This window comes from Archangium violaceum, from assembly GCF_016859125.1.
In the GTDB taxonomy this organism is placed as follows: domain Bacteria; phylum Myxococcota; class Myxococcia; order Myxococcales; family Myxococcaceae; genus Archangium; species Archangium violaceum_A.
The window spans coordinates 658,600-671,022 of the sequence record NZ_CP069338.1; the positions used below are offsets into that span (position 1 = coordinate 658,600).

The window sequence follows — 12,423 nt, forward strand, 5'->3', positions numbered from 1 at the left end:
AGTGGAGTGTCCACGTGTTGCGCATGCGCCCTCTCCCTCTGGGAGAGGGGACATCCACGGAGCCCCGAGAATCAGGCGATGGTCGGGGTGACTCCTCCGTCGACGCGCAGGGCCGCTCCGTTCGTGGCGGAAGACAGGGGGCTCGCCACATAGGCCACGAGGTTGGCGATCTCCTCCGGCTCGATCATCCGCTGGAGCAGCGAGGTGGGGCGCTCCTCGCGGAAGAACTCCGCCTCGATCTCGGCCGCTGGCGCATTCGGGTTGCTGGCGACGCTCTTCAGGAAGTCGACGATGCCCTCCGAGCGGGTCGTGCCCGGCAGGACGGAATTGACCGTGACCCGCGTGCCCTTCGTCAACTCGGCCAGGCCACGTGAGATCGTCAGCTGGGCGGTCTTGGTCATCGCGTAGTGGATCATGTCCGGAGGCACCTTGAGCGCCGAGTCACTGGAGACGAAGATGATCCGCCCCCAGTTGCGCTCGAGCATCCCCTGAATGTACTGGCGCGCCAGACGCGCACCGCTGAGGACGTTCACCTCGAAGAGCTTCCGCCAGTCCTCGTCGGTGATGTCGGAGAAGGCCTTGGACTCGTAGATGCCGAGGTTGTTGACCAGGATGTCGATGCCAGGGGCCGCTTCCAGGAGGGCCTTCGCGCCCTCGGCGGTGGCCGGATCGGCCAGCACGCCACGGACCTTTCCGCCGCCCGAGGCGCTGAGCCGAGCAACCGCCTCGTCCAGTTTGGCCCGGTTGCGGCCACAGATGATCACGTCCGCGCCTTCGGCGGCCAACCGCCGGGCGATCTCCAGGCCAATGCCCGCGGTCGAGCCGGTGACGAGAGCCGTCTTTCCCTTCAGCTGCAGGTCCATCGAGATTCTCCTTCTGGGTGACTTGAATCCCTTGGGTACACACGCATCTTTCCTGGGGGAACAGCTCGAGAGGTCGTAACACCTTGTCCTCCAATGACAAGGTGACCTCATGAGCGATCAGCGAGCCTGGGTGATGAAGGTCTTCCTGCAGGTGGCGAAGACCGGCAGTTTCAGCGGCGCGGGCCGCGTGGTCGGCATGACGCCGTCCTCGACCGCCAAGCTGATCAGCCGCATCGAAGGCCGGCTCGGCGTGCGGCTGATCGAGCGTTCCACCCGGCGGCTGAGACTCACCGCCGAAGGCGAGCTCTACCGCGAACGCGCGGAGGGCGCCGGAGGACGTGGGCCCCACCGAGCTCGGCCAGAAGCCCTACCACTCCGTCGCCGAGGTGCCCGGCCCCGTCGACATCGTCGAGGTCTTCCGCAAACCGGAGGACATCGGCCCGCACGTGGATGACCTGCTCGCCAAGAAGCCCAGGGCCGTCTGGTTCCAGCTCGGCATCCGCAACGACGCCGCCGCCGAGCAACTCGCTCGCGCTGGCATCCAGGTGGTCCAGGACCGATGCATGAAGCTCGAGCGCGGCCGGCTCTCCGAGTCACGCGCCTCTCCGTAGTCCACCCGACTTGTCCGCTCGCATACGCGCCCGTCCTCCAGCGACGACGGACCCGTTGCCGTTCGGGCAGTGGGCCCTACACTGACGCTCCACCGCTGGAGGAATGGATGCCTCGCGTCGCCGCCGCCCCTCGCCCGTCTCCACGCAAGAAGACGCCCCGGGAGTCCTCCACGTCCGCCTCCGGTCCCCGGACGTTGGCCATCGACATCGGAGGCTCGGGACTCAAGGTGCTCGTCCTCGGGCCGGATGGAGCGCCGCTCTCCGAGCGCCAGCGCGTGGCCACGCCCAAGCCCGCCACCCCCCAGGCGGTGATGCGTGCGCTGATGAAGCTCATCAAACCGCTCGGCGATTTCGAGCGGGTGTCCGTGGGCTTCCCGGGCGTAGTGGAGGAAGGCGTGACGAAGACGGCCCAAAACCTCCACAAGAGCTGGGAGGACTTCGATCTCGCCCAGGCGCTGTCCAAGGCGACCGGCCGCCCCACCCGCGTGCTCAACGACGCCGGCGTGCAGGGGTTCGGCGTCATCGAGGGGCGCGGGGTGGAGATGGTCCTCACCCTGGGCACCGGCATGGGCTGCGCGCTGTATGTCGATGGCAAGTACGTGCCCAACCTGGAGCTCGCCCACCACCCGTTCCGGCATGGGAAGACCTATGAGGAGTACGTGGGCGATGCCGCGCTGAAGCGGGTCGGCAGGAAGAAGTGGAACAAGCACGTGCAGCGCGTGCTGGAGCAGGTCCAACCCATCTTCAACCCACGGAAGATCTACCTGGGCGGCGGAAACTCCAGGCTCGTCGACTTCCCGCTCCCCAAGAACGTGGAGCTCACCGAGAACATCGCCGGGCTCCTGGGCGGCAGCGCCCTCTGGAAGGACGAACCGGTTCCCCGCTGAGCTCAGCTTCCGCCAACACGGCAGAGCCCACGTGCCCGCACGAGTGTGTCCTCGACCGCGCGGATCCACGAGGAGGGGAAACGAGAGGGCTCGCACATCCACGCGGCGAGGCTCGGAACGGCCTGCGTGAGTCCCCCGCACTCGTCCGCCACGGCCGCCGCCAGCAGCTCGCCCGTGCGCCGCAGCCGCTGGCTCCACTCCGGCCCCACACGCTCATCGAAATCCACCGAGAGCATGCTCATCGTCTCGTCATCGAGGAATTGGCGCCGCTCCCCGGCCATGCGCTCCGCCATTCGCGAGAGCACACCGTAGCGCTCCTGGAGCGCGGGCTTCGCGCGGACGAGCTCCTGGTGGAGCACCCGCAGGTGTCGCTCGAGCAGGAGACGCGGCATGCCACGGGCGGCCAACAGCCGGCCCAGCCAGGAGATATGTTTCCATACCGCGTCGTCGGACTCGTCTCCGAGCATCACCAGCCACGCGCTGTCGCTCCAGGAGAAGGGACGACCGTGCTCGCCATAGCGCCACGTGTAATAGGAGGACGCTTCCCACGAGGCCTCGGCGGCGCGGATGGCGGCCCTCAGCTCGTCGACATCCGTGGTGATGGGCTGGCTCCCGGCATCACGGTTGAGCCAGTAGACGGGAGGGAGCGCGCTCGGAGGGTGGAGCGTGTCGAGCAGACCCTCGACCTGGGAGAAAGCCTCGGATACCGCGCGGACGAGCCCGTCTTCCTGGGCGGCCTCGAGGGAAACGCCCTCGAGCAGACGCGTGAGCTCGAGCCAGGGGGAGGTGTCTGGAAGGGGGAAGAGGGCCAGTCGCAACGCGTAGTGGTAGCCGAGCAGTGACAGGGGCTCCCGGTGGAGCGCGGAACGCATCCGCTCCCCGAGCGCGATGGCACGAATGAGCACAGGGCGCTGGTGTATTTCCCGAGGCGACTCGTGGACGAGGCCAGGCTCGAGGAGCGGATGAAGCGGCGGGTCCTCCGCGCGGGCCGCGACCAGGGCGGGATGCGACGCGGCGGCGAGTGCCCACATCAAATCCCGATTCAGGAGGGCGAGTGCTTGATGCAGGGCTCGCTGGCTCTCGGGAAGAAGGGTCCGCGACACGAGGGCCTGGAAGCAGGGAAGAACCTCGAGCCGGGCCTGGTGAGCAAGGGTCTCGTCGCGCAGGCGTTCAGCGAGCATCATCTCTTCCCCCGTGGCGCGTCCTCGCGCGCGGAGGCGAATCCTATACGCCGCGTGTGCACACCTTCACGCGGCGTTGGCTCCGAACCGCGCTCCTCTGCCTTCCAGCCATCACATTGGGAATGGAGGATCTACAGGCAAAGCTCCGCCTTCCTGCTCGCCCTCCCTCCAGCCCCTGGCGCTCCAGGCGTCCAGCCCCCCGATGCCCGTCGCGATGCACACGATGAACGACACAAGCACTCACGAATGGAGCGACGCCATGGACAAGAAGGAATTCCTCGAGCGGCCCATGGGCATCCCCCTGGATCCGGCGAAGCAGAAGGACCCAGAGGAACATGGTGACCGGGTCCCCGCCGAGGGCCGGTCCGAGCGACTCAACGATGTGACCGGACAGAACGGGGGTCAGCGCTCCGAGGTGGGCGAGCCATGGAACAGCAGCAGCCTCGAGAAGGGCCTGTCCGAGGAGTACGACAAGCACGGCGGCCGGGGTGAGCGCGGTGCGCCGGGCGCTCGGGGTGAGCCAACGGACGAGTGATTCCCGGCCCCCCAGCAGGCGAGGGAAGAGGCGATCCCGGGCAGGCCCGCCCTCCCGTGGTCGTGCCTCGCCGTGACCGTTATCCCAAAGGGTCTGGATGAACGTCTCGCCCTCGCTCGATAGACAGCCTCTCGTCACGGTCACCCCCGACGGGCTCCATTGTCCGGCGGGGGGTTTCCACATCGACCCCTGGCGGCCCGTGGACCGCGCCCTCATCACCCACGCCCACGGCGACCATGCCCGATGGGGCAGCCAGCGCTACCTCGGCGCGAGCCCCGGTCTGGGCCTGCTGCGCAAACGTCTGGGCGCGGACGCGAACATCTCCACGCTGGGTTATGGCGAGCGCCTGTCCCTCGGCGAGGTGACGGTCAGCTTCCACCCTGCGGGCCACGTGCTGGGCAGCGCCCAAATCCGCATCGAGCACCGGGGCGAGGTGTGGGTCGTGTCCGGCGACTACAAGCGCGACCCGGATCCGACGTGCGCGCCCTTCGAGCCCATCCGCTGCGACACCTTCATCACCGAGGCCACCTTCGCGCTCCCCATCTACCGCTGGGACGACACGCGGCTCGTCGCCGAGGAGGTTCTGCGCTGGTGGGACGGCAACCGCGAGGCGGGCCGGGCCTCGGTGCTCTTCTGCTACGCGCTGGGCAAGGCGCAGCGGTTGCTCGCGGAGCTCGCCCGGCTCACGGACCGCGAGGTGCTGGTGCACGGCGCCACACACGCGCTCGTGGAGTGCTACCGCGAGGCCGGCGTCCGCATGCTCCCCACCCGCCCCGTGTCCGAGATGGAGAAGGGCACCTCCTACGCCGGAGCGCTCGTGCTGGCCCCGCCCAGCGCCGCCGGCTCCACGTGGATGCGCCGCTTCGGCGAGCACGAGACGGGCTTCGCCTCGGGGTGGATGCGCGTGCGCGGCAACCGCCGCCGCCGGGGTCATGACCGCGGCTTCGTCCTCTCCGACCACGCGGACTGGCCGGGCCTCCTACGCACCGCGAAGGAGACGGGTGCCTCGCGCGTCCTCGTCACCCACGGCTCCAGCGACACGCTCGCGCGCTACCTGCGCGAGCACCAGGGCATCGACGCGGCGCCACTCGCCACCCCCTTCGAGGGCGAGACGGAGGACTGACCCGTGCGACGACTCGCCGACCTCTACGACGCGCTCGACTCCACCACCTCCACCAACGCCAAGGTGGAGGCGATGGTGGCGTACTTCCGCGACACGCCTCCCGAGGACGCCGCGTGGGGACTGTTCTTCCTCACCGGCCGCCGCCTCAAGCGGCTCGTGGCCCCCAAGGCCCTCCGCCAGTGGATCCGCGAGCTGACCGACACCCCCGAGTGGCTCTTCGACGAGGCGTATGCCGTCGTGGGTGACCTCGCCGAGGTCATCGCGCTGCTGCTCGACCAGAACGAGCGCCCTCGCGAGCCCGAGGAGCTGCCCCTGTCCCGTTGGTTGGAGGAGCGTCTGCTGCCCCTGGCCGGGCTCTCCCTCCCCGAGCAGCGCGAGCGCATCACCGGCTGGTGGCACGTGCTCCCCCGCCGCGAGCTGTTCCTCTTCAACAAGATGCTCACCGGCGAGCTGCGCGTCGGCGTCTCCGACACGCTCGTGGTCCGCGCGCTCGCGCAGCACGCGGGGTTGCCTCCGGCCTCCGTGTCCCACCGCCTCATGGGCACCTGGGCCCCCTCGCGCGCCTTCTTCGAGCAGCTCGTCGCCCCGGACGTCTCCGATGGCGACCGCTCGCGCCCTTATCCGTTCTACCTGGCCAGCCCCCTGGAGCAGCCCGTGGAACAGCTCGGCGAGCGCGAGGGCTGGCTCGTCGAGTGGAAGTGGGATGGCATCCGCGGTCAGCTCATCCGCCGTCAGGGCGGCGTCTTCCTGTGGAGCCGCGGCGAGGAGCTCATCACCGAGCGCTTCCCGGAGATCTCCGAGGCCGCCGCCTCCCTTCCCGATGGCACCGTGCTCGATGGTGAGGTGCTCGCCTATGAGAATGGGCAGCCGCTGCCCTTCAGCCGCCTCCAGCGCCGCATCGGGCGACAGAAGCTCACCCCCAAGGTGCTCGCCGAGGCCCCCGCCGCCTTCATGGCGTATGACCTGCTCGAGCAGGAGGGGCGGGATGTTCGCACCCTGCCTCTCCGCGAGCGCCGCGCCCGGTTGGAGGCGTTGCTTCGCGACAGGCCGATGTTTCCCGTGTCACCGGCCATCGAGGCGGGCTCGTGGGCCGCACTCGCCGAGGTCCGGCGCGAGTCCCGGTCTCGCAACGTCGAGGGCTTCATGCTCAAGCGGCTCGAGTCCCCCTACCAGCACGGCCGCAAGCGCGGGGATTGGTGGAAGTGGAAGATCGATCCCTTCACCGTGGATGCCATCCTGCTCTACGCGCACCCCGGTCATGGCCGCCGCGCCTCGCTCTATACGGACTACACCTTCGCCGTCTGGAACGGCGAGGAGTTGTTGCCCATCGCCAAGGCGTATTCCGGGCTGACCGACGAGGAGATTGGTCGGCTCGACCGGTGGATTCGTGCGCATACGCGGGAGAAGTTTGGTCCTGTTCGCTCCGTGGACCCCGTGCAGGTGTTCGAGCTTCACTTCGAGGGCATTGCAGCCTCTCCACGGCACAAGTCCGGCATTGCCCTGCGGTTCCCTCGCATCGCACGGTGGCGCTCGGACAAGACGCCTCGTGACGCGGACTCGCTCGCGCAGTTGAAGGAGTTGCTGCATGCCCCCGCGTAGGCGCTCTCAGGGCGGGCTCACGGGTCCTCGTGGGGGAACTCGAGTTCATCCCATACCCTCACCCCCGTCCCCTCTCCCAGAGGGAGAGGGTTCAACTCGAGTTTCTCTTTCCGTGGGTGTCGGGGAGGGACTCCTTTCCTGGTTTCGTTCTCAGGGATGGGCTCCTTTTCCCTTTCAGCTTCAGGCCTGGGAGGCCTACTCCCTCGGCCAGAGCGGCCTCATTCATGTCCCCACCGGCGCCGGGAAGACCTATGCCGCCTATATCGGCCCCCTCTCCGAGGTCGCTCATCATCGACAGAAGGGGTTGCAGATCCTCTATGTCACCCCGCTTCGCGCCGTCTCCCGTGACATCGAGCTCGCGTTGAATGCGCCTCTGTCCGCCCTCGATGTCGACCTCACCGTCGAGAGCCGCACCGGTGATACCTCCTCCTCCGTCCGCCGCCGCCAGCGCGAGCGTCTCCCCGAAGTCCTCATCACCACCCCCGAGTCCCTCTCCCTCCTGCTGTGCAACGAGCGCGCGCATGAGCTCTTCGCCACCCTGCGCTGTGTCATCGTCGACGAGTGGCATGAGCTCCTCGGCGTCCTCGCCCTCCACCATGGCTCCATCGACCGCGAGGCCCGTGAGCGCGTGGAGCGCGGGCTCAAGGACGGCAGCGTGCGGCTCGTCGTCTGTACCTCCTCGTTGGACCTCGGGGTGGACTTCGGCCCCGTCGAGCGCGTGGTGCAGGTGGGCAGCCCCAAGGGCATCGCCCGGACCCTCCAACGCGCCGGCCGCAGCGCCCACCGCCCCGGCGCCACCGCGCACCTCCTCTTCGTCCCCACTCATGCCCTCGAGCTGGTGGAGATGGCCGCCGCCCGCGAGGCGCTCGCCCACCGCGAGGTGGAGCCCCGCGCCCCCCTGCGTCAGCCCCTCGACGTGCTCGCCCAGCACCTCGTCACCTGTGCGCTCGGTGGCGGCTTCACCCGCGACAAGCTGTTCTCCGAGGTGCGAGACACGCTCGCCTACCAGGACCTTTCCGAGGAGGACTTCGACCGCACCCTGCTCCTCGTGACGGAGGGCGGCCCCACCCTGCGCGCCTATCCGCAGTTCCGCCGCGTCCAACGGCTCGAGGACCGATACGTGGTGGCGGACGCGCGCATGGCCCGGCTCCACCGCCTCAACGTGGGCACCATCGCCTCGGACGCCACCGTGGAGCTGCGCTACCTGAAGGGCGCCCGGCTCGGCACGGTGGAGGAGTCCTTCGTGAGCCGCCTCCGCCCCGGTGACACCTTCCTCTTCGCCGGCAAGCGGCTCGAGTTCCGCCTCATGAAGGACCTCACCGCCTATGTGAAGGCCGCGAAGGAGCGGGCCTCGGCCACGCCCCGCTGGAGCGGCGGACGTCTGCCCCTCTCCGGCTCGCTGGCCGCCGCCGTGCGCCGCGCCTTCCACGCCGCTCGCGAGGGCCGCCTCGACACCGCGGAGCTCGAAGCGGCTCGTCCCGTGTTGGAGGCCCAGGCCCGCCTGTCCCGCCTTCCCTCCCAGGACGCCTGCCTCGCCGAGCTGTGCCAGAGCCGTGAGGGCCACCACCTCTTCCTCTACCCCTTCGAGGGCCGCCTGGTGCACGAGGGCCTCGCCGCGCTGCTCGCCCTGCGCCTCACCCGGCTGCGCAAGGCCACCTTCAGCCTCGCGGTGAATGACTATGGGCTGGAGTTGCTCACGCCCTCGCCCTTCCCCTTCGAGGAGGCGCTGCGTCCCGCGCTCTTCACCCGCGAGTGGCTGGTGGAGGACATCCTCGAGAGCGTCAACCTCGGCGAGCTGGCCCGGCGTCAGTTCCGCGACGTGGCCCGCGTGGCGGGGCTGGTGATGCCGGGGTTGCCCGGTGCGCGCAAATCCACCCGTCAGGTGCAGGCCAGCGCCGGTCTCCTCTATGACGTCTTCGCCCGCTACGAGCCGGACCACCTGCTGCTCTCCCAGGCACGGCGCGAGGTATTGGAGCAGCACTTCGAACAGGTGCGGCTCGTGCGCACCCTGGAGCGATTGGAGCGCTCGCCGCTGGAGTGCATCCACGTCCCACGGCCCACGCCGCTGGGCTTTCCGCTCGTCATCGAGCGCATCGGCGCCACCCTCTCCAACGAATCCCTGGTGGATCGGGTGGAGCGCATGAAGGAGAAATGGCTGCGCGAGGACTCCCTGTCCGCCTAGGCGGCACCGAGCTGGAGCTGCGTCCCGAGCGCGCCCTCCACTGGCCTGGAGGCGGCGTGCTCGCGGTGGCGGACCTGCACTGGGGCAAGCCGGAGAGCTTCCACCAGCACGGCATTCCCCTGCCCCCCGAGGTACTGGAGGACGACCTCGCCCGCCTCTCCGCCGCCCTGCATGCCACCGGGGCCCGCCGGCTGTTGCTCGTGGGAGACCTCATCCACTCGCGCCGGGGCCTCACGCGAGAGGTGGTGGAGCGCGTGGCCGCCTGGCGCACCGGTCATGACGTGGAGATGGTGCTGGTGCGCGGCAACCATGACCGGCACCTGGACGCACTGCCTGGCGCGTGGCGCATGTCGCTGGTGGAGCCGCACCTCGACGAGGGCCCCTTCCGCTTCGCCCACCACCCCGAGCCCGCCGAGGGGCGCTACGTCTGGGCGGGCCACCTCCACCCCACGGTGCGACTGAGCACTGGGGCAGACCGGCTGCGCCTGCCCTGCTTCCACCTGGGCACCGGAGTGGGCGTGCTGCCCGCCTTCAGTGCCTTCACGGGAGGCATGGACATCCGCCCGCGCACCGGCGAGCGCCTCTTCGCCATCGCCGGTGACTCCGTGGTGGAGGTGCCTCCTCCCCGCCGTCAACGCTCCTTCGCGGGAAGATGACCGAGAATGCCGTCCCGAAGGGCTCGCGCGGTCCAAGGCTCCATGCCGCGACCGAAGGTTCTCAGGTTGAGGATCTCGCCGTACTTCGCATCCTGCGCCCGGGCCAGCCAGGCATCCTCCTCGCGATAGAAGATCTGGAACACCAGCTCGTCGCCTGGATCGACTTCGCCCCTGAGTTCGCCCATCTGGGAAAGCGTCCGCTGGTTCACGGCCTCGACCGCATCTCCCAGTTGCTCCACGACCGTGAGGGCTTGATAGACCTCCACCAGCCCCTCCTCCGGGTTGTATCGGGCCTCGAGCCGGCGACCCTCGCCGTAGTGCTTTCGGACCTCATCGCAGATGAAAGCCTCGAGGGCCGAGACTGCCGCCTCCCGGGTCAGGCCTTTCTCCTGAACCACGCGCCGCAGCACCCGCTCACAACGCGAGCCCGTGTCCGCGCCATCGGCACCCTCTCTGGGAAGCGCGGTGTGGCGGCGCTTGCGCCACGGGAAGGGGGGAATCTCGATGCGCGTCTTCACGCTTCCGTTCCACTCCGTCTGGACTCCGTGCCGCGAGAGGGTCTCTCGAACCTCGCGGGCAATGGCGAGGCTCGCCTCGTCGTGCAGCTTCGGATCATCCTCGAAGGCACCGAAGGCGAGCATGAGGCCCATGTCCAGCACTCCGCGTTCGACATCCTGGCCATGGAAGAAGGTGGCACCGCGCACGGGCTCGTAGCTCTCCGACGCGGCGGCCGCCACATCCTCCCAGCCCTCCGACAAGGTGTAGCCCGCGTTCTGCAGCGCGATGATGCCCTGGCGATTCAGCTTCTCGAAGGCACGGTCGATCGCATCGTTCGTCGTGGGCTCGGTCCAGCGGGCCTCCTCCGCGCGCTGCTCCTCGAGCAGGCGCCGGGCGTACGCCAGGAAGTCCTCCGTCTCGTCGCTCGTCCCCAGCTCGTCTTCCACGCGCTCCTCGACGAAGGCGAATACCTTCGTCTCGTCCAGGTATCCCCCCAGGACCGCCGCCTCCACCTGCTGGCGGAGGTAGTCACGCAGCGCCTCATCCGTGGCCATGGCCGCGAGTCTACACAGTCGCGTCCCGGGTGAGGTGCCACCCGGGTCAGGTGCCCGTGCCTCGTGAGTGCACCAACCCCTCGTGAGCGTCGCCCTCCCCGCCCGCGATGAACCCGGGGTCCGCGAGCACGGGGGAGCGCGAGACGAGGAATGGACGCGTGGGAGGCTCCTCCTCTTCCGCGCCGACCTGGAAGAACGCCACGAGCCGCCGCAGCGCCTCGGCTTGCGAGGCCACCTCTTCCGCCGTGGCCGAGAGCTCCTCGGCCGACGACGCGCTCGCCTGGGCCACCTGGTCCACCTGCCGCATCGCCTGGTCCATCTGCATCACCGCCTGGGACTCGCCGCCGCAGTCCGCCGCCACGTCCTGCACCAACGCGGCCGTCTGGCGGATGGCGGGCACCAGCTCATCGAGGAGCGCACTGGAGCTCTCGGCGACCTTCATGCTGGAGCCCGCCAGCTCCAGGATCTCCCGTGCGGCCGTCCGGCTGCGCTCGGCCAGCTTGCGCACCTCCGCGGCCACCACGGCGAAACCCCGGCCGTGCTCGCCCGCCCTCGCCGCCTCGATGGCGGCATTCAGCGCCAGCATGTGCGTCTGGTAGGCGATGTCATCGATGACGGAGATCTTCTCGACGATCGTCTTCATCGCCCCCACCGTCTCACCCACCGCCCTGCCACTTGCCTCGGCGTCCTTCACGCCGCGCAGCGCCATCTGCTCCATCCTCTGGCTGTTGCTCGCCGTCCGCTCGATGGAGGCACGCATGAGGGACAGGCTCGCCGTGGACTCCTCGATCGAGGCGACCTGCTCGCGCGTCCCCATCGACAAGGCCTGGGACGTCCCGGAGAGCTGGCTGGCCGCCGATGCGAGCCCCTGAGCGCCGGTGCGCAGCTCCCCGATGATGCGCGAGAGGTAGCCGAGCATCTCGCCCATGGCCCCCATCAACACCCCCAGCTCGTCCTTCGAGCCCACCTCGATGCGCCGGGCCAGGTTGCCCCGGGAGATCTCCGTCAGCACTCCCGCGGCCATCCGCAGCGGGCCCACCACGGAGCGCACGAGGGTCATCCCCAACACGCCGAGCACCAGGAGCGCGACGAACAACGCCGCGAGCGTCCAGGGAACCCATTGCGCGCCGAAGCGAGCCGTGGCCGCCACGAGCGCCAACTCGCGCTCGCGCTGGGCTGTCTCCGCGCGCTGGAAGAGGGAGATGGCGCGGCTGAAGGACTGGTCCATCATCACCATCCCCTGCCCGGCCCGGGCGATGGCGGACTCGACGGCGGCGCGGTCTCCCGCTCGCTCCGCCGCATCCCGCTCCCGCGCGGCGAGCAGGACCGCCTGGGCGTGGGAGCGCAGGAGCTCGACCTCGCGCCTCACCTGTTCCAGGATTCGCACCAGCTCCGGCCCGGAGGACGCGAACGCCGCCTCGACCTCCTGGAAATGGCTCGCGTACTCCCCCACGGACTTCTCGAACTTCGCCAGTTCGCCCACCGCATCCTGGCGCTCGAGCACGTCGTTGCCGGGGCTTTCGAGCTGATGAAGCAGGTGGCCGACCTCGTCGAGCAACCCGGCCATCTTCATCGCAGCGGAGACGGTCATGTTGTTGCGACGGAAGAGGTCACTCATCCAATACATCGTCCCCCAGAGACCAATGAGCAGCCCCGTCGCCAGCGACAGCAGGAGGAAGAGCTTGTGCTGGATGGAAAGCGTCCTCATGGTGTACCCCCGTTCACATGCGGTCG

General features: G+C 69.2%; 11 protein-coding genes and 1 pseudogene. 8 read left to right on the forward strand and 4 right to left on the reverse strand.

Going from position 1 to position 12,423, the window contains the following annotated elements; all coding sequences use genetic code 11:
* Window positions 1-71: 71 nt before the first annotated feature.
* Window positions 72-863: an SDR family NAD(P)-dependent oxidoreductase gene (locus JQX13_RS02795; protein WP_203407538.1), complete on the reverse strand. Its 792-nt coding sequence runs from the start codon at window positions 861-863 to the stop codon at window positions 72-74.
* Between the two features lie 133 nt (window positions 864-996).
* Between JQX13_RS02795 and JQX13_RS02800 the strand changes: the two genes are divergently transcribed.
* The 3 genes and pseudogenes from JQX13_RS02800 (at window position 997) to JQX13_RS02810 (ending at window position 2,361) form a co-directional block, all read left to right on the forward strand.
* Entirely contained in the window at window positions 997-1,317 is a 321-nt protein-coding gene (locus tag JQX13_RS02800) for a helix-turn-helix domain-containing protein (protein ID WP_239015222.1), read from the forward strand.
* Window positions 1,217-1,474: pseudogene (locus JQX13_RS02805) on the forward strand (CoA-binding protein); the annotation flags it as partial. The gene JQX13_RS02800 and the pseudogene JQX13_RS02805, both read left to right, overlap by 101 nt.
* Window positions 1,475-1,581: 107 nt before the next feature.
* Window positions 1,582-2,361: an ROK family protein gene (locus JQX13_RS02810; protein ID WP_203407541.1), complete on the forward strand. Its 780-nt coding sequence runs from the start codon at window positions 1,582-1,584 to the stop codon at window positions 2,359-2,361.
* 2 nt (window positions 2,362-2,363) lie between these two features.
* Here JQX13_RS02810 and JQX13_RS02815 read toward each other — a convergent pair whose 3' ends face one another.
* Window positions 2,364-3,545 (reverse strand): hypothetical protein, encoded by a 1,182-nt coding sequence (locus tag JQX13_RS02815; protein WP_203407542.1) that lies wholly within the window; start codon window positions 3,543-3,545, stop codon window positions 2,364-2,366.
* Between the two features lie 256 nt (window positions 3,546-3,801).
* Here JQX13_RS02815 and JQX13_RS02820 point away from each other — a divergent pair, with 256 nt between their 5' ends.
* From JQX13_RS02820 to pdeM, 5 genes are all read left to right on the forward strand, one after another.
* Window positions 3,802-4,077, forward strand: a complete 276-nt coding sequence (locus tag JQX13_RS02820; RefSeq protein WP_203407543.1) for a hypothetical protein — start codon at window positions 3,802-3,804, stop codon at window positions 4,075-4,077.
* Window positions 4,078-4,174: 97 nt separating this feature from the next.
* Window positions 4,175-5,200, forward strand: a complete 1,026-nt coding sequence (locus tag JQX13_RS02825; protein ID WP_203407544.1) for a ligase-associated DNA damage response exonuclease — start codon at window positions 4,175-4,177, stop codon at window positions 5,198-5,200.
* 3 nt (window positions 5,201-5,203) lie between these two features.
* Entirely contained in the window at window positions 5,204-6,799 is a 1,596-nt protein-coding gene (locus JQX13_RS02830; protein ID WP_203407545.1) for an ATP-dependent DNA ligase, read from the forward strand.
* A gap of 112 nt (window positions 6,800-6,911) precedes the next feature.
* The gene (locus JQX13_RS02835; RefSeq protein WP_239014501.1) at window positions 6,912-8,981 is read left to right on the forward strand and encodes a DEAD/DEAH box helicase; all 2,070 of its coding nucleotides are present in this window, start codon (window positions 6,912-6,914) and stop codon (window positions 8,979-8,981) included.
* Complete coding sequence (pdeM, locus tag JQX13_RS02840) at window positions 8,951-9,637, forward strand: ligase-associated DNA damage response endonuclease PdeM (RefSeq protein ID WP_203407547.1); 687 nt, start codon at window positions 8,951-8,953, stop codon at window positions 9,635-9,637. Before JQX13_RS02835 ends, pdeM begins: the two co-directional genes overlap by 31 nt.
* Here the strand turns inward: pdeM and JQX13_RS02845 are convergent.
* Together JQX13_RS02845 and JQX13_RS02850 are read right to left on the reverse strand one after the other, a co-directional pair.
* Complete coding sequence (locus tag JQX13_RS02845; RefSeq protein ID WP_203407548.1) at window positions 9,613-10,689, reverse strand: DUF6891 domain-containing protein; 1,077 nt, start codon at window positions 10,687-10,689, stop codon at window positions 9,613-9,615. The two genes, pdeM and JQX13_RS02845, sit on opposite strands and share 25 nt — an antisense overlap.
* A 46-nt stretch (window positions 10,690-10,735) precedes the next feature.
* Entirely contained in the window at window positions 10,736-12,397 is a 1,662-nt protein-coding gene (locus tag JQX13_RS02850) for a methyl-accepting chemotaxis protein (RefSeq protein ID WP_203407549.1), read from the reverse strand.
* Window positions 12,398-12,423 lie beyond the last annotated feature (26 nt).